This is a genomic window from Natrinema pallidum DSM 3751 (assembly GCF_000337615.1).
Lineage (GTDB): Archaea > Halobacteriota > Halobacteria > Halobacteriales > Natrialbaceae > Natrinema > Natrinema pallidum.
This window is the reverse complement of the sequence record NZ_AOII01000101.1, coordinates 22,357-42,464: the sequence shown is the minus strand read 5'-3', so window position 1 is coordinate 42,464 and position 20,108 is coordinate 22,357. Positions and strand designations below refer to the sequence as shown.

Annotated in this window: 24 protein-coding genes, 1 tRNA gene and 3 pseudogenes; 16 read left to right on the top strand and 12 right to left on the bottom strand. The window is 62.0% G+C overall.

The features are described from left to right. Window positions 1–51 precede the first annotated feature (51 nt). Window positions 52–1,020, bottom strand: a complete 969-nt coding sequence (locus C487_RS17385) for a hypothetical protein (protein ID WP_152422538.1) — start codon at window positions 1,018–1,020, stop codon at window positions 52–54. 154 nt (window positions 1,021–1,174) lie between these two features. Between C487_RS17385 and C487_RS20495 the strand changes: the two genes are divergently transcribed. Continuing rightward, window positions 1,175–1,528, top strand: coding sequence for a hypothetical protein (locus C487_RS20495; RefSeq protein ID WP_152422537.1), 354 nt, complete (start codon window positions 1,175–1,177; stop codon window positions 1,526–1,528). Here C487_RS20495 and C487_RS20490 read toward each other — a convergent pair. Both C487_RS20490 and C487_RS17380 read right to left on the bottom strand, forming a co-directional pair. Continuing rightward, window positions 1,523–2,197 carry a hypothetical protein gene (locus C487_RS20490; RefSeq protein WP_152422536.1) on the bottom strand — a complete coding sequence of 225 codons (675 nt, stop codon included), beginning with the start codon at window positions 2,195–2,197 and terminating at the stop codon, window positions 1,523–1,525. The genes C487_RS20495 and C487_RS20490 overlap by 6 nt on opposite strands. Before the next feature lie 92 nt (window positions 2,198–2,289). Beyond that, window positions 2,290–2,943: a tyrosine-type recombinase/integrase gene (locus tag C487_RS17380; protein WP_006187147.1), complete on the bottom strand. Its 654-nt coding sequence runs from the start codon at window positions 2,941–2,943 to the stop codon at window positions 2,290–2,292. A 1,340-nt stretch (window positions 2,944–4,283) separates the two neighbouring features. On the opposite strand from C487_RS17380, the pseudogene C487_RS20485 reads away from it, so the two are divergent. Both C487_RS20485 and C487_RS17365 read left to right on the top strand, forming a co-directional pair. After that, window positions 4,284–4,370, top strand: a pseudogene (locus C487_RS20485) (IS6 family transposase); the annotation flags it as partial. A gap of 55 nt (window positions 4,371–4,425) precedes the next feature. Beyond that, window positions 4,426–4,770: a hypothetical protein gene (locus C487_RS17365; RefSeq protein ID WP_006187144.1), complete on the top strand. Its 345-nt coding sequence runs from the start codon at window positions 4,426–4,428 to the stop codon at window positions 4,768–4,770. Between the two features lie 34 nt (window positions 4,771–4,804). Here C487_RS17365 and C487_RS17360 read toward each other — a convergent pair whose 3' ends face one another. The 3 genes from C487_RS17360 to C487_RS17350 all read right to left on the bottom strand — a co-directional run bounded on the left by C487_RS17360 (window position 4,805) and on the right by C487_RS17350 (window position 7,704). After that, entirely contained in the window at window positions 4,805–5,410 is a 606-nt protein-coding gene (locus tag C487_RS17360; RefSeq protein ID WP_152422539.1) for a trimeric intracellular cation channel family protein, read from the bottom strand. Window positions 5,411–5,514: 104 nt separating this feature from the next. Further along, window positions 5,515–6,183 (bottom strand): ribonuclease HII, encoded by a 669-nt coding sequence (gene rnhB / locus C487_RS17355; RefSeq protein WP_006187142.1) that lies wholly within the window; start codon window positions 6,181–6,183, stop codon window positions 5,515–5,517. Between the two features lie 171 nt (window positions 6,184–6,354). Continuing rightward, window positions 6,355–7,704: a tRNA pseudouridine(54/55) synthase Pus10 gene (locus tag C487_RS17350; protein WP_049908249.1), complete on the bottom strand. Its 1,350-nt coding sequence runs from the start codon at window positions 7,702–7,704 to the stop codon at window positions 6,355–6,357. Here C487_RS17350 and C487_RS17345 point away from each other — a divergent pair. From C487_RS17345 to C487_RS20740, 4 genes and pseudogenes are all read left to right on the top strand, one after another. Next, window positions 7,642–8,517 (top strand): annotated as a pseudogene (locus C487_RS17345) (S1C family serine protease); the annotation flags it as partial. The gene C487_RS17350 and the pseudogene C487_RS17345 overlap by 63 nt on opposite strands. Before the next feature lie 292 nt (window positions 8,518–8,809). Further along, window positions 8,810–9,001 (top strand): DUF7511 domain-containing protein, encoded by a 192-nt coding sequence (locus tag C487_RS17340; RefSeq protein ID WP_006187139.1) that lies wholly within the window; start codon window positions 8,810–8,812, stop codon window positions 8,999–9,001. 7 nt (window positions 9,002–9,008) lie between these two features. Beyond that, window positions 9,009–9,197 carry a hypothetical protein gene (locus tag C487_RS17335; protein ID WP_006187138.1) on the top strand — a complete coding sequence of 63 codons (189 nt, stop codon included), beginning with the start codon at window positions 9,009–9,011 and terminating at the stop codon, window positions 9,195–9,197. A gap of 134 nt (window positions 9,198–9,331) precedes the next feature. Beyond that, the gene (locus C487_RS20740; protein ID WP_161605728.1) at window positions 9,332–9,490 is read left to right on the top strand and encodes a hypothetical protein; all 159 of its coding nucleotides are present in this window, start codon (window positions 9,332–9,334) and stop codon (window positions 9,488–9,490) included. A 72-nt stretch (window positions 9,491–9,562) separates the two neighbouring features. Here C487_RS20740 and C487_RS17330 read toward each other — a convergent pair whose 3' ends face one another. Then, window positions 9,563–9,748 (bottom strand): HVO_A0556 family zinc finger protein, encoded by a 186-nt coding sequence (locus C487_RS17330; RefSeq protein ID WP_006187137.1) that lies wholly within the window; start codon window positions 9,746–9,748, stop codon window positions 9,563–9,565. A gap of 109 nt (window positions 9,749–9,857) precedes the next feature. Between C487_RS17330 and C487_RS17325 the strand changes: the two genes are divergently transcribed. Then, on the top strand, window positions 9,858–10,409 hold the full coding sequence (locus C487_RS17325) for a metal-dependent hydrolase (RefSeq protein WP_006187136.1): 552 nt from the start codon (window positions 9,858–9,860) through the stop codon (window positions 10,407–10,409). Between the two features lie 31 nt (window positions 10,410–10,440). Here C487_RS17325 and C487_RS17320 read toward each other — a convergent pair whose 3' ends face one another. Further along, the gene (locus tag C487_RS17320; RefSeq protein ID WP_006187135.1) at window positions 10,441–10,758 is read right to left on the bottom strand and encodes a HalOD1 output domain-containing protein; all 318 of its coding nucleotides are present in this window, start codon (window positions 10,756–10,758) and stop codon (window positions 10,441–10,443) included. 126 nt (window positions 10,759–10,884) lie between these two features. On the opposite strand from C487_RS17320, the gene trmY reads away from it, so the two are divergent. The 4 genes from trmY (at window position 10,885) to C487_RS17300 (ending at window position 13,649) form a co-directional block, all read left to right on the top strand. Continuing rightward, complete coding sequence (trmY, locus tag C487_RS17315; RefSeq protein ID WP_006187134.1) at window positions 10,885–11,487, top strand: tRNA (pseudouridine(54)-N(1))-methyltransferase TrmY; 603 nt, start codon at window positions 10,885–10,887, stop codon at window positions 11,485–11,487. A gap of 103 nt (window positions 11,488–11,590) precedes the next feature. Next, a tRNA-Pro gene (locus C487_RS17310) sits at window positions 11,591–11,663 on the top strand. Window positions 11,664–11,898: 235 nt separating this feature from the next. Next, window positions 11,899–13,146, top strand: coding sequence for a hypothetical protein (locus C487_RS17305; protein ID WP_006187133.1), 1,248 nt, complete (start codon window positions 11,899–11,901; stop codon window positions 13,144–13,146). Between the two features lie 113 nt (window positions 13,147–13,259). Further along, window positions 13,260–13,649, top strand: coding sequence for a hypothetical protein (locus C487_RS17300; RefSeq protein WP_241431104.1), 390 nt, complete (start codon window positions 13,260–13,262; stop codon window positions 13,647–13,649). 153 nt (window positions 13,650–13,802) lie between these two features. Here the strand turns inward: C487_RS17300 and C487_RS17295 are convergent, their stop codons facing one another. From C487_RS17295 to C487_RS17285, 3 genes and pseudogenes are all read right to left on the bottom strand, one after another. Further along, window positions 13,803–14,027, bottom strand: a complete 225-nt coding sequence (locus C487_RS17295) for a hypothetical protein (protein ID WP_006187131.1) — start codon at window positions 14,025–14,027, stop codon at window positions 13,803–13,805. A gap of 142 nt (window positions 14,028–14,169) precedes the next feature. Further along, window positions 14,170–16,290: pseudogene (locus tag C487_RS17290) on the bottom strand (hypothetical protein). Between the two features lie 474 nt (window positions 16,291–16,764). Beyond that, window positions 16,765–17,154, bottom strand: a complete 390-nt coding sequence (locus C487_RS17285) for a PPOX class F420-dependent oxidoreductase (protein ID WP_049908243.1) — start codon at window positions 17,152–17,154, stop codon at window positions 16,765–16,767. A 408-nt stretch (window positions 17,155–17,562) separates the two neighbouring features. On the opposite strand from C487_RS17285, the gene C487_RS20855 reads away from it, so the two are divergent. The 3 genes from C487_RS20855 to C487_RS17270 all read left to right on the top strand — a co-directional run bounded on the left by C487_RS20855 (window position 17,563) and on the right by C487_RS17270 (window position 18,942). Next, window positions 17,563–17,727: a hypothetical protein gene (locus C487_RS20855; RefSeq protein WP_006187126.1), complete on the top strand. Its 165-nt coding sequence runs from the start codon at window positions 17,563–17,565 to the stop codon at window positions 17,725–17,727. Between the two features lie 71 nt (window positions 17,728–17,798). Next, a complete protein-coding gene (locus tag C487_RS17275; protein WP_006187125.1) occupies window positions 17,799–18,527 on the top strand; it encodes a hypothetical protein in 729 nt (242 codons plus the stop codon). 160 nt (window positions 18,528–18,687) lie between these two features. Then, window positions 18,688–18,942 (top strand): DUF7511 domain-containing protein, encoded by a 255-nt coding sequence (locus tag C487_RS17270; RefSeq protein ID WP_006187124.1) that lies wholly within the window; start codon window positions 18,688–18,690, stop codon window positions 18,940–18,942. 75 nt (window positions 18,943–19,017) lie between these two features. On the opposite strand, the gene C487_RS17265 is transcribed toward C487_RS17270, so the two are convergent. Beyond that, window positions 19,018–19,293, bottom strand: coding sequence for a PadR family transcriptional regulator (locus C487_RS17265; protein WP_006187123.1), 276 nt, complete (start codon window positions 19,291–19,293; stop codon window positions 19,018–19,020). 197 nt (window positions 19,294–19,490) lie between these two features. Here C487_RS17265 and C487_RS17260 point away from each other — a divergent pair, with 197 nt between their 5' ends. Next, window positions 19,491–20,054, top strand: a complete 564-nt coding sequence (locus C487_RS17260) for an NUDIX hydrolase (RefSeq protein ID WP_006187122.1) — start codon at window positions 19,491–19,493, stop codon at window positions 20,052–20,054. Window positions 20,055–20,108: the final 54 nt, after the last annotated feature.

Genomic DNA, 20,108 nt, shown 5'->3' with positions numbered 1-20,108 from the left:
TGACGGCGGTCGAATTTTACGGATTTCTAATTGAATTCCCCGATTTTGAACCTACTGTCTTCCTGCGATTTCTGGGGGTAAACACATACTACGAACGTATCCCATGACTTCGTTGCCTGATATTTTCAGGCTATATAAGTCCCCATCATAAAAGACAGGTGCTTCAAACCCCTTGATGATCCATTCATCCTCAATATATCCCCTCACCTCTTTATGATCTGCAATATTCTTGCCTTCAAAGTTGATCTGTTCAATCATTTCCTCTTGCTCATCCTCAGAAATTGTCGGATCAGTAAGTTGGATATCATCGACTTGTAGGAGGACAGGTTCACTATCTGGAGCGTCTTCCCGGTCACTATAGAACGAGTTTCTAAAGTCGTCTATTTTTTCTACCGGCACCTCCGGATCTTGGTATCGGGTGAGGTCTCCCTTGATGTCAATATTGAAGTTCGTCTTCTTACCGAAGTAACTTTTTGCCTTTTGGATATCTGTAACTTTCGTACTCTCAATTATGAGTAAATTATCATCTGGAGAAATCCGAAATTCAAAGGCATCTTCTCTTGTTAGTTCTTTGAGTTCTCCAGAGTAAGTGATTGTGCTTTCGACATCTACAAATACGTAACGCCCATCAATTAAGTCCTCTTCCCCAATATATTTATATTCAAACCCTTCCTTCTCTTCCCCCGATGCGTCAGGGTCATATTCAATCCTATTCAATTCCTCTTTCACTCTACTTACAGACAGATCTTCAGGCTCGACAATAGTAAAGTAGGACTCAGGAATTGCACTTGAACTATCTTCGACGATCTGCTTAGCCTGCCTCGCATACTCTTTTGCTTCTTCTACTGTCCAAGATCGCTGTTCATACCTATTGACAACCTGTTCCCACCGAGTGAAATCTATTTCTTCCTCAAAGACGTTCTTATGAATACGTTCAGCAGTCAGAAGATGGCTACCAGGACGAACATAGTTTTCCACAAGCTCGATTATCCGTGAAGAAGGGTCATCAGCGGATGACATTTCTCACTTCTTTTGTTACATTCTTATTAAATGCCTAGGATCAAGTCTTCTAACAAGGGGGCAGGCTGCTGGGTGAGAACTACTATCAAGAAACTTTCGAAACGTACATGGAGCCCCAACACGATTCTTCTTTCCAGAACAACAAGCTACCGGAATGTCCAAAATAGCCGCCAAAACAACTGATGGCCCGATATATCCGACTTTAGAGGATCGCGGAGCGGCGGCAATAGTCAGTCTGGAGAACGCATCAAATACTACTCTTGATAAGCACGAGATCGACTGCCATCTGTCTATCCCCGATGAGTTTGAGATAGTGGTTGGAAATTCAAGATATGTTGAAGAAGACCACTGGAAGCCTGTGAGCGATATTCCTCCAAACCAGCGACTACGACTTCCAATTTCAATCACGACCCCAGTTGAGTGCGTTCCTAGTAAGACAGAATTCGGTATTGAGGTATATTATAAAAATGAGTTAGTGGAACAGACAAGTATTGAGATGGTTTTATAGCACTGAGACAAAGCTTGCTATTTCTTCTTGGAAATAGGATAGGAAGTCGTCTGACTCATAACTTCCGGGGTCATAGATGTTTATATACCCGCTTTCGGTTAGAGTCGTCTTTATTTTCTGGTCTTGATATGCATACGTAACGCCTAATTGATTTATGTCGGATAGTTCTAGAGTAGCACCGACATCGGGGTCATCAAATACGTTATCTCCATATATCACCCCATTTTCGGCTTCCGTAGCACTATTATAGAAGCCAACTTGCCAATAGTCCCCGTCAGTATGCTCAGAAAAGAAAGCCTGAAGATCAATATTCCCCCGCTCAATATTGGTATCTGTTCGTTCCCCTATTAGATCATATGCAAATGAGCCGTTTCCACTTGCGACAATAACGAATTCGCCAGATATTGTAAGAAATTCTGTGTATTCTGTGGCCCTACTTCTATCCCTAAAGGTGCCAATAGTACCGTCTTGAATTTGAACAGACTCCTCTTCTTCAAATGTTTGACGTGCTACTCGCCCAAATTGTGCTAAGTGTCCATCAGAAAGGCGAAACTCATCCCGTATTTCAACACATTGCTTTACTTCACCATGATCAGTTTCCACTGATCTCTCAAACGATGGGATTTTATCAAATTCACCGTTGACAACACCAATAACACCAGACTTCATGCAGGCAATATTCAATACGGATATGATATAACAGTTAGCAATTCTCGTTGTCGTGTGAGATGTCTGTTTTGGCAATATTTTGCTCTAAACTGCTATGCGAACCGGTCAGACAATGAAGGAAGACCATCAGTAGATGATTCTCCATACAAATCTCCTTCAAGATAGCTGACTTTTCCTCGCTCTTGCCGAATGGCTTCCGGTGAGAATTCACCAAGATAATGCCGCCGAAAGGTTCCCCAGTCCTCCCAGCCACCCCAGTCCATCACGACTGACGGCAGGACGCCCTGCTCGAGTAGATTCGTCCCCCAGGTCCGCCGCAGGTCGTGGACGTCGAGGAACGACCAGCCACGATCTCCGCTCTGAGCCTGCAACCGTTCGGCAGCTCGCTGCACCCAGCGGTAGACCGTCTTGGCGGTCACGTCGACGATCGGCTCGTCCGGTGCGATCCCGGCGGCGTCGGTGTGGGCGTCGATGTACGTTGCCAGTTGGTCGGGAACCGGCGGCTCACGGTAGTGTTCCTGTTTCGCCACGTCGTCCCAGACGCGTAGGTGCGTTCCGGTCGGCGTCTCGACGACATCGGCGGGCGTTATCTGGACGATCTCGCAACGACGCAGTCCACATCGACCGGCGAGCAGGAACGCGATCATCTGGCGGTTGTCCTCCGCCTCGTCGATCACGGCCTGCAGTTCGTCTTCACTCAACCACACGCGCTTCCCTTCGCGTTGCGGGTAGGGCTTCAGTCTCATCGCTGTCCTCGATACTCATTTTTAGCCCAACAAACCATGAAGAATGGGGTTATCAGTACGGAAATTGGCCCCGATCTCGGGATGAATTGTCCTCGAACACCGGCTTCGCGGACACGGTACTCGCAGTAAGTACGTGACTACCTTGCGGTATGATATCTGGCCAAGCTACATATAGTTGGATTATACTGATTTAACTGTTAGAAGACATGGATTGGGGCTTTCGAATTCGCAAGGACGTTGATCCAAAGATACAGCTTTTGATACTGCTTTTAGCAATTGCAGTTATTGCATCGTTGCAGTATTTCAACATACTCTGATTTTGGAACCACTTCTCTGGACCGACTGGTCTCGTTCTACACTGACTGAGGTTGATCTTCCCTGTACTTACCGCTGTCCTTGAGGATCGACTTCGCGGACACGCGGAACGCTAAGGACAACGGATATATCCGTCTCTCCTCGTACTAGTTAGTCAATCAGATGCCGACTCGAGTTGTCCAGCAGCACCATCCGGACGATATCAACTATTCGCGCGAGGATGTCAGTACGGATCCGGATGCGTTCGAGGACGAACTCCGCGACCCGACGGCCGATGTCAAGGTGATGGACTACTCGCTCCCGGACGGAGACGTGCGTGTTTTCTATACGTTGGGCGTATCGGGAACGGCTGACGATCTCGATCGGGAAATCAGCCCCGCTCAGTTGGAAGAGGACTTAGAACCGATGGACCCGACGAGCCGGGTCATCGCGATCTGGTTACTCCAGTTCTTCGCCGAGATGCAACAGGAAGAACAGGAGAACGGGAGTGAACTCGCGATCTACAAGGACCTCGAGATCGAGCGAGTCCCCGAAGCGGTCGATCACGTTTCGTGGGACGGATCGGCGACGGACGTTGCCGGAAGCCTGATGTCGAACCTGATCCTGCGACACTCGCTTCCGAACGCGAATCACCGACGGGGATCACGATGGCACAGACCTATCTCGAGGCGGCAGGGGCCGAGTTTGAAACCCCGAAAACGCACACCGAAGAGTACGAATGGCGTGAGTGGGTCGACCCTTATATCGTCGAATCAAAGCGGCTGCTGACCGTTCGACGACACAACCTGTACTTCCTCACGTTGAAACAGAACGGGTGCGAAATCGTCCGCCGAAAGCACGAGATCGAGATTCCGCTCGACGAGTACGACCTCGATATGCACTACTACGAGGCGTGGGAGGAATACGCCGAGCTGCACGAGACACACTGCATCGAGTTCGCGGAGGAGTTGGCCACTCGAGGTGGGGAGTCGAAGGATTTATCGACTTCTTGCGGACCGAAAACGGAAGTTCTGAAACGGAATAAGATCTCGAACTGTTGCAGCCATGTCAGGCCATCAACTGCAGAATCGTGGCTCCGAGCCTTCGCTGTCTGGCAGGCTGCTACAAACTAAACACGACCCACTGCTCCGTAACAACTGCTAAGGGTCGGGAGTGGGTTGATGACGCATGGAGCTGACTGCCGGACCGACGACCCGCTCTCGAGCGGTTACCGGCCTCATTCTGGGGTACTTCGCCGTGTTCGCCTACGCGACGATTACGAACGATCCGCTGGCGGCGACCGTCACGCAACTCGGCTTCGGGATCGTCGCGATCGCCGTGGGGGCGATGCTGTACGGGCAGCGGTCGGCACCGTGGGCAGCGCTGACCGCGGCCGCGGGCTGTCTCGTCGCGGGCGGCGTGTTGACCGTCGGTGCCGTCCTCACGCAGTCGGCCGTCGTCGACGGCCTCTCGTCGCTGCTGGTGCTTCTCGGACTCGGCTGTTACGGCTATGCGATCTGGCGTGCGAACTGACCGGCTGCCCGCCGGATGGACCCGCGTTCGTCGCTCACGCGCTCGTCCGGAGCACCTGCGCCGTCGGGAGCGTCCAGCCGTAGGTGACGGCGGCGATGCGCGTTCCGACCGTTACCGCCGCGCAGATCGCCGCGGCGACGCTGCCGGAGCCGCCCAGCAGGGTGATGATCCAGTACGTCCCGCCGCCGAGCACCGCGCAACTCGCATAGAAGTCCTCGAGCAGAATGAACGGCGACCGGTCCAGCAGGATGTCCGCGAACGCCCCGCCACCGACCGCGTTGATCGTCGCAATCGTGACGACGCCAAAGCCCGAGACGCCGACGCCGGTCGCGACGATGGCCCCGGTCGTCGTAAACGCGGCGAGTCCGACGGCGTCGGAAAACAGCGTGATCGGATGGTCGTCGGCCGATTCGAGGGCGACGCTCACCCCGATCGCCAGAGCGACGCCGAACACGCCGAGAGCGATCTCGATCGGCGACTGGAGCGCCAACGGTACCCGATTGACCAGGATGTCCCGCGTCGCTCCGCCGGCGAACGCGGTAACGAGCCCGACGACGGCGACGCCGAACAGGTCGAACTCCTCGCGGATCGCCTTGGTCGCCCCGACCAGTGCGAACGCGACGAGCCCGATCGCGTTCATCACGGCGAACGGATCGACGAACAGCGCGACAGCCAACTCTCGTCCCACTGGTCTGCTACAGGTCGGCGATCGTCTTGAGCGCTACGGGTCGGACCGAACCGGCACTAAAACTGCTCGAGCCCGGTCTGTTCGGCCGCGGCGAGCGCGTCCTCGCAGGTCGACCACGATTCCCGTGCGAACGGCGGGAGGGAGCCGTGTTCGTCGACGTATGACGCGAGGAACTCGCGGGTGGTCGCATCGCCGGGATAGCCGCTGCCGATCGGGCCGTACTCATCGGCCAGCGCAGCGATGTGTGCGTCGCGGTCGACCTTGGCGATGATGCTGGCCGCGCCGACCAGCGGTGCGTCGTCATCGGCACCGTGACGGGCGTCGACGTCGACCTCGAGCGAGCAGGCGTCGGCGACGCGCCTGGCGAACCGGTCGGCGTCGGTATCGCAGGCGTCGCAGAGCCCCGATGGACGATCGCCTGCGGCTGCAGCCGACTCGAAGCTCCCGATCGCGTCGTCGATCGCGGTCGCGTGCGCTTCGACCGCCAGCGAGTTCATGTCGGTCCCCGGCTCGTCGATCCGGGCGGGCGTGATCTCGGCGACGCCGATCGCGATTCGATCGTCGGTGCGGAGGCTCGCCGCCAGGTCCTCGCGCCGGTCGGGCGTGAGCCGTTTCGAGTCCCTGATCCCGTCGGGAAGGGCGGCCGGGTCCTCGAGGTGGACGGCCGCGGCGAACATCGACCCTAGGGCCGGGCCTTTTCCCGCTTCGTCGACGCCGAAGGGCATACCCGTCCGCTCGAAGGGCGAAGGCAAAACGGTTGTGACTCGGCCGGGTGGCCGCACGCGGAGCTCTCAGCCGCGTGATCACATGTCTCGTCGTCGGCGATCGCTTCGATGTCCGCCCAGTCGAACGCCGAGACCGAGCGGTTGGCGTGAACCGCGAAGAACGCGCCTTCGTCAGCGTTCGCTCGGCTCGTCTCGGAAGTACGCATCCAGTTCGAACGGCTCGTCCTCTCCCTCGACGCCGGTCACGTCGAGCGCGGTCACTTCGGCCTCGGTCTCGAGGAGCCCCGCCAGACTGGGCTCGGTCCGGCCGTTGTCGCTGCTGATGAGTTCCTTCACGTAGAGGCCCCCTTCGCCGTGGAGTCGCACCTCGGCCTCGGTCGGCGATCGCAGGTCACCGTCGATCCCGTAGACGGTACGTTCGCGTGTCAGGCCCGCGCGCCGGTGATCGACCCGTTCGGGCGTGTACTGCTCGACGGTGGTCCCCTCGAGTTCGTCGAGCGCGGTCTCGAAAGCAGCCTCGTCGACGGCGTTCCCGAACTCGACGGCGGCCCGGTAGTGCTTGCTCGCATCGTGTTCCTTGACGCGCTCGACCATCTCGTAGGTCGCCAGTCGAAGCCCGTCGACCTCGACCGCGCCCTCGGCGGCGTCGTTGATCTCGCGCTCGAGCGCCTCGGGATCGGGATCGCGAAACCGGGGGCGTTTCACTTCGAGGACGAACGGCCGCCCGCCCTCGAGCATGCGGGCGTCGACGTCCTCCCGGCCCGCCCCATGGAACGTGCCCTCGTCGCCGTCCATGGCGTCGACGACGTGGGGACGGACGACCTGCTCGACACTGGTATCGTACATGTAGCCCGAGCCGCCGCAGTAGTCACAAGGCTCTTCGCCGTCGTCGCCGAGCTGGCTTCCGCTGCCGCCACACTCCCGGCAGGGCCACTCCGTCTGGGGAATGTCCCGCTCGAGTTTGCGGTAGCGGCCGTAGACGAACGCGGGATTGATCTGGACATCGACCGCGTGACCCGTGACGGATTCCGATCCGAGAGCCTCGAGCGGGTCGAACCCCGCGAGATCGACGACGGCGAGGACGTCGGGCCGGTCGAAGTCGACCTCGGTATCGGTCGTCGCGCCGACGCGCCGGCCGACTTCGCGGTTGAGTTCGCGTTTCATCGACTCGCCGACGTCGGGCTCGAGGCCGGCATCCTCCCGAAGCAGGCGTTCGTTCTCCTCGACCAGCGGCGGGACGCGGGTACCGACCTGGTAGGTGGCGAACGCGGTCCCCTCGAGCGCGTCGACGATCGTCTCGGCGACGGCGTCGAACGTGCCGCAGTACCCCTCACAGACCCAGCAGTCCGCGGGCTCGGTGGATTCGAAGTCATCGTCGTCGGCGAGTGCGACCGTCGTCCGTAGCGCCCGGCCGCGCTCGGCGTTGGTCAGCCCGAAACTCCGCTCGGCGAAGGGCCGCCCCAGACAGGAGTCACAGACGGCTCCGGTCGCCAGCAACGCGCGGGCGTCTTCCGTGATCATGTCTCGAGCATCGGGGAGCCGCGGGTAACACGTTTTCCCTTCACCGGGAGCGCGAGGGACCGGCGCGTCGGCCGCGACTACCACAGCGATCTGGCCGTCCTCGAGGTCGATCACGTTCCGAGCGAAGTACCACCGCTGTCCCTGAGCGAGCACCACCCCGTCGTCGGCCAACAGGTCGCTGCGGTCGGCAACCCCTACGGGCTCGAGGGATCGCTGTCCGCAGGCGTCGTCAGTGGCGTCGACCGAACGCTCCAGTTCCCCGACCGGTCGTTCTCGTTCCCGAGTGTCGTTCAGACCGATGCCGCGGTCAATCCCGGCAACAGCGGCGGGCCGCTCGTCGATCTCGAGGGGGACGTTATCGGCGTGATTAACGCCGGCGGCGGAGACAATATCGGCTTCGCCGTCTCGGCACGGCTCGCGGAGCGCGTCGTCCCCGCGCTCATCGAGTCCGGGTCGTACGATCATTCGTATCTGGGGACCGAGCTCAGGACCGTCGACCGACTCGTCGCCGAGGCGAACGACCTCCCCGAGGCGACCGGCGCTCTCGTCACCGCCATCGTCGACGGCTCGGCCGCCGAGGGTATCCTCGAGCCGTCACGGCGCACCGTCGAGCGACGCGGCGAATCGATCCCCGTCGGTGGTGACGTCATCCTTGCGATGGACGGCGAACCGATCCCCGATCGCCACGCGCTCTCGACGCACCTCGCGCTCGAGACCAGCCCCGGCGACACGCTCTCGGTTCGGTTCCGGCGGGACGACGAGACGATCACCAGAACCCTCACGCTCGGCGCTCGTCCGTCGGTCTCGCGGTAGCGGGTGCGCGGGTTTCGGCCGGCGCTCGAGCCGGCTGCGATCGTTCGAAACGTGTCGTTACGTCGTCCGAAAGAGTGTAGTACGTCGGCTGGGATCCGTCGAGCGACCCGGTTCGCGCCGTAGCGAACCCGTACACGTCAGCGCCCGTCGAGTTCTTCTTCGAGCGATCGAACCGGTTGAATCGAATGGATCGCGAATGCTCTCGTCCGAATGCACGCCGTTAGCATCTCGATAACAATAGGACCGACTCCGGTAGCACCCGTCGGCGCGAGTATCAGTCGCCCGAGACACCATGACCGATGCCGACTTCCACACGCTAGACGGCGAAGAACCGACTGCCGAGTTCGATCACGTTATCGTCGAGAACGACGACGCTCCCGACGAGTGTGCACTCTTCCCCCATGAGGCCAGCGAGGAGGAACTGACGACCGCCTGGATCGCGGCGTACGACGACTCGTTCGTCGCCCTCGAGTCGATGCAGTAGGCGGACGATGCACCTGAGCCATACCGTCACGGCCGCGGCCTTCTGGCTCGGTACCCTGTTGCCCCTCGTCTATCTCCCCGTCATCGTCGCCGGGATCGACTCGGTGATTCACCTCTCCCTGTTCGTTGGCCTCGTATCGATCCACGCGCTCGCCCTCGTCGTCGGCCACGACTATTCGGGGTCGCGATCCCGGTGAGCCCCCGGGCGCGTGTCCCTCGATTCTCGACCCGTCATACGCCGAGACCACTCGAGTCGGCAGTCCCTCCCGATTCGGGACGGGTCACTGACGCATAACAAAGGGCTAAATAGTGTGTAGTGGTACCATTGCACATGAAAACCCGGTGTCCGCTCTGCCGCCGATCGGTTCCCGGCGACACACAGCACTGGTGTCGCTGCGGCAAAGCAATGGACCCGCGGTGTTACGACGCACACCGTGACTGGTGTGCGGTCCGCGGCGACGATCGCTGGATCGGCGCGCTCGAGCGGTAGCGTCGGTTCCGTCCCGACGAGCGGCGGGAGCCGTACGACGGGTCTCGGCGTCGGCCGACTGACCGCGGGCACTCAGTCGAGCGAGGGAGACCAGACCTGTACCCGCGGCGCTCCGCAACTCTCACAGACTATCGCCCTGTTGTCCTTGTACCGACCCCGCTCGAGTTCGCCGTCGGAACAGTGGTGACAGGCTCGTCCCTCGAGGAGCGCGAGCAGCCGCTGCCGGCCGCCGGCGTCCGCGGACTCTGATTTCGCCATACAGCGACTACACACCGGATATCGGGGAAACGGTTGGCCATGCCTATGCAGCGTCGCGAGACGAGACGAGTCGAAGCGTCTATGTCGATCACCGGTGTACGGCCGCGGGATGTGGCCTTGGGGACACCTCGCCGTCGCCTACCTGTTGTACACCATCGGTAGCCACCGTCGATTCGGGCGGCCGCCGCGTGCCGTCCCAGCGATCGCTCTCGCCGTCGGCTCGCAGACGCCGGACCTGATCGACAAACCGCTCGCATGGAACTTCGGCATTCTGCCCGGCGGCCGGACCCTCGCACACTCGCTGTTCGTCGTCGCCCTCCTCGTTCCGGCCGTCCTCCTCGTCACGGATCGACTCGAGGGTCGCGCGGTCGGCGTCGCGTTCCTCGTCGGCTACGGCTCGCACCTCCTGGCGGACGTTCCGCCGGCGGCCCTCTCGGGGGAGTTCGCCCACGCCGCCTACCTCCTGTGGCCGGTCCTCGAACAGCCCCCCGAAGCGCCGGTCGCCGGTATCCTCGACGCCATTCTCCACTACTACGCGCTGGGACCCTACGAGTGGGTCCAGTTCGGCCTCTTCGCTATCGCCGTCCTCGTCTGGTATCACGACGGGTTGCCCGGTCTCCGACTGCTCGGCGGGCGACCCGGGCGACGGTCGAGCGCGTAATGCTTCTCGTCCCGCCGTCGGCTGGCACGTCCTACTCGAGCGACCGCTCGAGACCTGGCGAGCCTCGATAGACCGAGATGGTCCCCTCGCTCGTGATAACGACCGTATGCTCGTCGATCGCGAACTCGAGAACGATGTCGCGCTCGGTCGCCGCGGCGTGTTCGAACAGGGCAACCATCGCCTCGGGCTCGACCCGGTCGAAGAGTGTCGGCCGGTCGTCCATCGACCGGTCGTCGACGGCGGCGATCGCGTCCACCACCGTCGGAATGATCGCCGCCGGCTCGTCGTACGTCACGCTGACTCGGGGGCCGCCGTCCGCGAGCACCGTCTCGCCGTTCGAGCAGGTCATAAAATGTAACTTATTCTCACTCGAGGATATATATTGCCGATATTTTCACAACTCATGCCTCAGAATCTATCGGGGGCGATCGAGGCGAACCGTGGCAGCTATTCCCCCCGTGGGCCTTGGGCCCCTATGCGACAGTTCGTACTCATCGGTCACGACATCCCCACGGAGCCCGACTTCTCGCTGGACGACCTCGCGGGCGGAGCCGGTCGCCTCGACGCGCTCTGCCGGTCGATCACCGCCGCGTTCGTCACCTCTCACGGCATCCGTGAGGCCGTCCGCGTTCACCTGGTCGCACAGGACGAACTCACCGTTACCTTCGACGGGAGCGATCTCCGGCGGCTCAACCCCGACGAGCGCAGCACCGCCGCGCTGGTCCGGACGGCCCTCGAGCACCGCGACGAGGCCATCGGCGCACTCCCCGCGGAGCCCAGTCCGGGGATCGAGGTCTACCGCCGCGGCTTCGAGGGCACGCTCGAGGAAATCGCCGCCGACGGCCCGGTCGTCCACCTTCACGAGGACGGCGAGGCGGTCGTCGACGTAGGTGCGGACGCGCTCGAGGACGGGATTTTCGTGCTGTCGGATCATCACGACTTTACCGCCGAGGAAGCGGGGCTGCTCGAGACCGTTGCCGATCGCCGGCTTCGACTGGGCCCCGAACTCCTGCACGCCGATCAAGCGATCACCGTCGCACACCACTTCCTGGATACGGACGGGTACGAGCGGTTTTGAGGTCGATTTCGGCGAGGACCCGCTCGAGGGACCGGAGCCCCGTCGGGCGGTTCGAGGACCGATCCGGAAGCGTTAAACGATCGGACGCGTACACTCAGAATGCGGGCCGGTGGGGTAGCTTGGTATCCTTCGGCCTTCGGGTGGCCGTAACCGCGATTCGAATTCGCGCCGGCCCACTTTTCCCCACGTTCGTTCCACTAGCCCACGGCTTCGGGATGTCGGGTCGGACCCGCGTTCCCGTGGGCGACCCGAACGAGAACACGCGAGAGTCGCTTCGCTCGTCTCGCGTATTCGTAATTCACGCCGGCACGCGTTCGCTCCGCTGGCGGCGACGATGTCCCATTGGATTCCGGTGACTTGTTATTTTAGTGAAAAGACTTAAATTCCAATTCGTGGGGCGTTGTTGATGCAATGTCGAACAAAGAAACGACACTCTCGAGCAGGGACCGACGGTCAGTTCTGAAAGGACTCGGTGCGGTAGGCGCGACTTCGGTCGCGGCAGTCACGCTGTCGGGCACCACTACGGCGGAGTCGACCCAACGGGGCGAGTCCGACGCGATCCCCGAGCGCCTCGCACGAGCGGTCGCGAAGGCGAGAGTCGAATACAAGAGCCGACAGGAACACTTCGAGGAGTTCGATCCGAACGGCCTCGCACAACCGGAACTGTTCTCCGCCGCCGTCACTCGTAACGGAACCCGAGAGTATGTTCCGGCCGCGTGGGTGTTCCCGATCGAGACCGACGGGACGGCGGTCGGCCACATCGCGATCGGTGCACAACCGTGGCTTCCACCAGTGATTCGCTGTGGGACCGGAACGGCTCCACAGCATCGCGCGGCCGAGATGACCATCGCCGGGGATGGTGCCAGGCGCTCGGACGCCGACGCGTCCCGATTCGTCTACAGGCACCCCATGATGTTCGGCCTCGAACTGCAGTCGGACCGTCAACGCCAACCGGTATTCGTCGATCTGTACAGCGGCGTTGCCACTACTGTCGATGACGTTCCAACCTACGAGCCCTCGAAGATGGAGACGACGCAGGCCGAGGCACAGTGGCAGGGTATTCGCCAGTCCCGGCAACGCAACGAGACGCTCTCGTACAGCGCCTCCTCGAGCGGACGTATCAGCGGCGTCCCGAACTGGGACGGAGACGTGTGTAGTACCGACTGGATCGGCTGCTCGCCCGTCGCCGGGTCGATGGTCATCGGGTATCACGAAAACGCCACCGGAATCGAGTGTGATCTCATGGATGAGTTGGCCGATGAGATGGACACCGATGACGAAGGACGGACCAAGCCGTGGAACATTCCTGACGGCATCGAGAACTACGATTCGTCGTACACTGCGCACAACACGTACCACGGCCGACGATCGGAGATCATGGACGAGATCGACTCGGAACGACCGTGTATCGTGAGTTACTGGGGCAACAAAGCGTCGACGGCGTCGGCGGAATCGGGGAACGTCGATGTGCCGGACTGGATCCCGGAGCTCGTCGGTCACTCGGAGACCGCCGTCGGGTACGAGCAAGACGAAAATTCGTGGTGGGACCCGACCGAGCCGTCGTTGCATGTGACAACGTACGACACCTACGGTGAGGTCAACGAACTCACGTTCTCGTCGTCTTCGTTGTCGTTTTTCATCACATCCATCGAGGCGTAACTGCTAGTCTAACTTCCCAAACGATAAAATCGGTCCGTAAAGAGATTCCGGTCAACATGGGCTCGTCAATCGTCACTACTACCACCGTTCGCCGTGCGGAATTAGCACTGGCAGTGTTCGTACTCGGGTCCGCGGGTGTCATTCTGGTTTCCAACGGGGCTCCCGGCGTTCTGACCCGGAACGAAACGATACGGGACGCGCTGATCTGGTCCCTGTTCTTCCTCGTTCCGCTCGCTCTCGCGGGTACGACGCTGCTGGCGGTTGTGGCCGACACGGTCGGCATCGGCTCCGTGGTAGCCGGCGGCGTCGCAGTCGTGACTCTCGGGACCGTTCTGTTGGCCATCTATACACTCCTCGTCCCAACCGAAGGCGGGGTCTATGTTGGCCATTTCTTCTCGTACGGCGCGGCCCTGGTGCTCTCCGTCGTGGTGTTGGTTCGCCCCATCATAGATCGACTGTCCGCGAATGTGTGGTTCCGTCCGGGGCTGATTGACCTCTCATAAGCCCGCCGATCACGGCCGTCCATGGACGGCCGTCTTCACCGGTCGCCTCCCTCGCGACTTCCGCAGTAGCATTCCCCTTGCCACGGCCCCGAACAGGTCGCCGCCCCGGTCTTCTCTCGTGGGTCCTGATGAGCGATCCGCTCGTCGACCCGATCACACGTCCGAGTACTTCTCCTCGTTCGCTCCGGCGGCCTCGTCATCGTCGTCGAAGACCTCGTTTCCCTTGACGACCCGATACGACGGGTCGTCGCACGAACAGGCGTTGTGGGGACTAACCGGCCGTACCGTTCCGTCCTGACACGCCCACACTGTAAAGAGTTCGCTGCAGGAGTCACAGATACCGGCCGTCTTCGTCTTGTCTCCGTCCGATCGTGTCACAGCGATGGCCCCACTCGCACTACTATGTTAACAGTACCCAGGCTAAAAGACTCTCGGGTCGGACGTACCGACGGCCGGCCTCACTCCCGAAGCGGTCCGTTCCTCGCGTCTCGAGCGCGACCGTACTCGAGGGCCATTCGCGTCACTGACCGCCGGAGAGTTTCTCGGCCCGCCGCGCCTGCTCGGTGCGTCGACTGGCCTGCTCGAGTCGCTTCCCCGCCGCGTTCGAGAGCGAGGCCGGAACGTCCGTCCGTGCCTCGGCGAGTCGCTCCTCTGCCCGTTGGAGGCGTTCGAGGACGGTCTCGAGTTGCCTATCGGTGGTTCCGCGTTCGTTGGCGCGCCTGATCGGCGGCTCGCCGAGCGGCGTCGCCGACGGCCGCGAGGGAGCGCTCGAGCCCGGTGATGGCGTTCGACGCGCCGCTTCCCTCGTGTTCCGTCCATCATCGTCGGCATCGCCATCGCTGTCGTCATCGTCGCCAACAGCCGCGATCTCGGCTCTCGTCTCCTCGGCGACTTCGGCGACGAACGCCGCGAGGGACGCTTTGCCGGTCTCCGGACGCTCGATGCGGACCGCCGATTCGGCGTCGGGGTCCGGGTTGACCCGGTAGGCACCGACTGCGTCGTCCGCGTCCCGCACCTCGGTCGTATAGGCCCCACCGCGGTCGACGTAAACGGCGTCGCGTCCGTCGACGGACGACTCGTAGAGCCGCCCGGCGAAGTCGTCCTCGACGGCCACCCGCGAGAGATCGCTCGTTCCGCTCTCGTCGCCGACTACCAACTTCGTCGCCCGATCGCGGGTCACCATCGGAATCTCGCCGTCGACGCCCGCCGTCGTCGGAGCCCCGTCGTCCGAGACGGTGACGCGCTCGCTGTGTGGTGCCCGTCCCGCACCGTTGACGGTCACCCGGTGGTCGCCGGCGGGGACATCCCGCGCGACGGCGATGCCATCGAACGTCGGGACCGCTTCGGGCTCGCTCTCGAGCAGGACGACCGCCTCGAGATCGATCTCGGTCGTGGTCAGCCCCTCGTTCGCCGGCGCGTCGTCGCTCGCGATTACGTCGGTGACGCGGCTGACGACGGTGTTGATCGGTGCTGCCTCGCCGATCGCGTCGTAGCGCTCGGCCAGCGCCGTTCGATGGTTCGGGACGGAGATATCCGCCGCCGGGTTGTCGTACCGGGGCTGGCTCCACGGCGTTCCCGTCGCCGTGAGGTGGCCGGCGACGGCGTCCTCGACCGCTGCCGGGACACGAAACTCGAAACTCAACTGCGGGCCGGTGAAGTCCGCGATGTGCTCGAGATCGCGGCTCGGGACGAGGTCGTACTCGATGTCGGCATCGGCCGCATCCGTCCGCTCGCGGTGGCCGAAGACGAGCCCCGTTTCTCGCGACGGGAGCTCCGTCGGCGGCGATGTCAACGCATCGAACGACCGTACTGTCAGTTCGTCGTCGATCAGCGACTCGCGCGTGACCGACGGCAGTCGTTCGTGGTCGTATATCGGCTCGCCCTCGTACTCCGGGACGAGATAGGGGAGCCGCGAGCCCTCATCACGGGGCAGACCGTACGCCAGTGGCACGTCGGCGAGGTCGTCGATGCCTTCGATGGCCGCGTTCGTGATGTCCGCGAGCAGGTCGCCGACGGCGACCCGCTGGAAGCGATCGGCCGCCTCGTTGACCGAGAGTGCGCTCGAGTGCGAGCCGAGTTCCGAGAGAATGCGCGGGACCATGTCGGGGTCCGGGTCCAGGTACTCGTTGTTCGGCACCGTCCGCGAGTGGGAGCTGGCCACGTACAGCTGGGGTTCGTCTGTCTCCGTGTCGACGAAGACGTGCAACACTTCCCAGTCGTGCCAGTGGAAGTTGGTCGTGAACTGGTCGAACGCCGAGTAACACCAGAACTGGACGACGGCCAGCGGCGACGACTCGTACTCGACGGCGTGATAGAAGACGGTCGGGTTCGGCGGGCTCCCGTCGCCATCGCGTTCGTGGTAGCCATTGACAGCGTCGAAGCCGGTGACGACCGTCTCGCCGTCCCGTTCGCTGGTGTACGGCCGCGGATCAGTCGGAAACCACGGTTCGCGGCTGTCGAAGTATAGCGTCGGCGCGAACCGCGTCGCCAGCGCCCGCGCCGTCTCGTCATCGACCGGACGCGTCCGGCCGTCGGCCTCCCGTTCGAACGCCGAACAGCCGGCGAGTGCAGCCCCGCCGGCACTGGCGAGCGCGCCTAGGATGGTTCGTCGATCGACGTCGGACCCCGTTCCGTCGGTCACTCTCCATCACGATCCGTCGCCGAATCGACGCCTGCGACCCGCGCGACCGCACCTGCCTCGGACATACCACCCCATGAGTAGCTCCGCTCAAGAATCCTTCCGTCCGTCCCCGAACCAAGCCGTGGTCTGGCGCGCGAGCGGAACTCGATCAGCGTGCGCATTCGTTGGAGGCGTTCGCAAACGCCAACGCGGTCTCGGTCCACGTGTCAGGGCGAGAAGCGACGCTCTCGGCGACCGTCACGAGACCCGGTATCGTCGGTTCGGTTCCGGGGTGTGCGCCGCGGTGTGCCTCCTGTTTCTCCGAGAGCAACTCGTACTCCTCGGGTCACTTTCGTATCGCGTATTTCGATTTATGAACGTGAGCCTGACTGCTACTGCGGTTCGAGATGACGACCCCGGATCGTTCGGTCGTCGGTCGCTCCCGGACGGGGACTCTCAGGAACTGTCGGCTGACACTGATTCCCTCGGGACGCGTTATAGAACCCGATCCGGCCGGATTCGAAGAATCACGCGCTCGGTTTGGATCGTGGGCTGATACTCGTCGACGCCCTGATAACGACGGGCGAGTTCGTCGATATGGTCGCGAGCGCCGTCGGTGGTGACGGCTTCGACTTCGCCGATCACCGAGAGGAAGCGATAGGGATCGTCCGGGTCGGTCATGCTGACGCCGACACCGGGGTTGTTCCGGACGTTGCGCTCCTTCTGCCGGCCCCGCTCGGTGTTGATCAGCAGTCGGTCGTCGGCCTCGTCGTAGTCGATCCATACCGGCGTGACGTGCGGGAGTCCCTCCGCCGTCAACGTCGCGACGTGTGCGAACGTCTTCTTCTCGAACAAATCGTGGCAATTATCGGGTATCGAGGCCATATTCACCGTGTCACTTTGCCGTCCCTGGTCTTGTGTTTGCTGCCGACACCCACCGACCCTGATCGGTCTCGAGGTCACTGGGTCGATCGCGCGGACGAGGGTGGGTGCGGCCGCGGCCGACAGAGACCACGCAAGTGTCGGCTGACGGCTTATGCACCTCGACGCTGACTCCCTCCGTATGACTGATCGTCAGCCGTCGACCCGTCGACGAGTGCTGAAACTAACGGGCGCAGCCGCCTCGACCGCGCTCATCGCCGGCTGTGGCGGACCAGGAGACGGCGGAGACGAAAACGAGACGAACGAAACCAATGAGACGGGGATGAACGAGTCTAACGAGACCGGCATGAACGAAACCAATGAGACGGAGATGAACGAGTCTAACGAGACCGGCATGAACGAAACCAATGNATGAACGAGTCTAACGAGACCGGCATGAACGAAACCAATGAGACGGAGATGAACGAGTCTAACGAGACCGGCATGAACGAAACCAATGAAACGGGGATGAACGAGACGAACGAGTCCAACGAGACGGCGATGAACGAGTCTAACGAAAGCAACGAAAGCGAATAACGCCCGCGCTCGGGTTCGGTTCGTCGAGACGGGACGTAACCGTTACCGGTCCTCGCTGCCTTCCTCGAGTAATGACCGAGGGACTCGAGGCGGATGTCGAGGAGACGGACGCGATCGCCGAACGGCGGGACGAGCTAGCGGCCCGTGTTCGGACACACGCCGGCGAGATCGCGCGGGAACTCGCCGTCTTACAGGGCGGGGACTACGGCCAGGAAACGTTCACCACCGACGCCGGCAGTTGGACGCTCAAGTACGAGGCCGGCGACGTCCAGTACCTCCGCTTCGACCCGCAATCCGGCGCGGATATCTACGTCGTCTCGAGCAAGCACCCGCCCGAACCCGAGCCCCTCGAGCGGGCGATGGCCGACTACAGCGCGTTCGTCGAAGCTTACAACGAGTACGTTCGCTCGTTTGACGGGCTACTGACGGATGTCGCCGACGAGTTCCCCGCCGTCGAATCGACGGCGGAACTGGTGGCCGAGCGGGACCGGATCGTCGACCGGGTTCGCGACGTTTGCGACGCGATGGCGAGCCAACTGCACCGATACGACGGCACGTACGGGACCTATGCGACGACGATCTCGGGCACCCGCTGGGAACTGAAGTGGGAGGAAGACCGCGCGTCCTATCTTCGTGTCGGCGGCTCCGACGGCGTCTACCTGCTCTCGCAGTACGGCCCGCCGGCGGCTCCGGAAGTGCGCCGACTGGCCGACGACGTTCCCGCCTTCGTCGCCGACTTCAACGATCACGTCGCCGCTCTCGAGGCGGATCTCGAGGGCGTCAGCTTCGCGGATGTCTAACCGCCACGGCGTGATGAACCGTTTAGACTCCCGTGTCGATATCACTCCGATCGGCATCGGTCCCGACGATCGCGGCCGCGTTTCGCAGGGATACCGAGCGGACCCGAGCGCTCTATACCGAAACTAGTAGCCGTTTTGTACCGTCTGGACCTATTGGACGGTGGCGACGGCGGTCGCCTGGATTATCATGGATGGCCCGACCCACGCCGATGAGGGAACTGCCCACGAGTACGCGGCCGAGACCGACGAAACCGATCCCGCGGGGCCGATGCTGTTCGACGCGATCGTCGTCCGCTACCAGTCCGGAAACGATCGCTGTACGCTCGTTCCCCGTAACGGCTCCACCGACGAGAAATTGAATGCCTGGCTCACTGCGGATCTGGAGACGGTCGTCGATCTCGACGACGCTCGCTGATGGCGACTGAGTCCGCCACCCTGTCGCGAAGCGAGGCGCTGTGAGGTCTCGCCATCGAAAGAACACGGTCAGGAGCTACACGTCGACGTATTGGTCGACCCACTCCTGACGGCGCTGCAACGCGCGTCTGCCTTTCGGCGTCAGCGCGTAGTAGTTCGTCCGCCGGTCGAGTTCGCCTTTTTCGACGAGATCCGTTTCGACGAGCGTATCGAGGTTCGGATACAGCCGGCCGTGCGTGACCGGCTGCTCGATGTAGCTATTGATGTCGTCGAGAATCTCCTGCCCCGACGGTCGGTCTTTCCCTGCGATCACGTACAACAAATCACGCTGGAAGCCAGTTAGCTGGTCCATGGATCACCCTCTGAATGACGACGGTCACGGCTCCGTGGCTTTGTTATAGAGCTGGTACGTGCCGCGCGCCACTCGGAACGCACCGCGTAGGATCCCGCTGGGCCAGCGACTCGAGGGGGGAGTCGGATCGTCGTCGCTCCCGTCGAGTCCGCCCGCGTGACGCGGCGTTTTTGACGGGCACCGCCGTACTGGCGGATATGCCAACCGATCCACTCGCCTGGGAGACGCGCGAGCGACGGGTAGCCTACTCCTGTCCGGGGTTCGATGTCGTTAACGAGTCCGTTCGGTATCCCGACGGTACCGACGGCGAGTTCGACTACCTCTCGGAGCCGGCTAGCGTCTGTATCTTGCCGTTTACCCCCGACGGCGATGTCGTCTGCATCGACGAGTGGCGACAGGCCGTCTCACGGATCAGCCACGGACTCCCCGTCGGCGGCACCGAACCGGATGACGACGATCTCGAGGCGGCAGCGCGCCGGGAGCTCGCCGAGGAAACCGGCCACGAGGCCGAGATGCTGGAACCGCTCGTCACCGTCGAACCGGCCAACGGGATCGCGGACGCCGTCTTGCACGTCTTCGTGGCTCACGGCTGCCGACCGACCGCCGACCAGCGACTCGACCACAACGAGAGCATTCGCGTGCGGACGCGGTCGCTCGCTGCCCTGACCGATGCGGTGGCCAACGGCGAGATCCGTGACGGCCGGACGGTGCTTGCCCTCTCGTACTATCGGCTGTTCGACGACGGAGACGGGACGGCATAGCGAACGGAGTCCGGCGTTCGACACCGCCGACCGCCACTGGGTCGCGCGATCGAC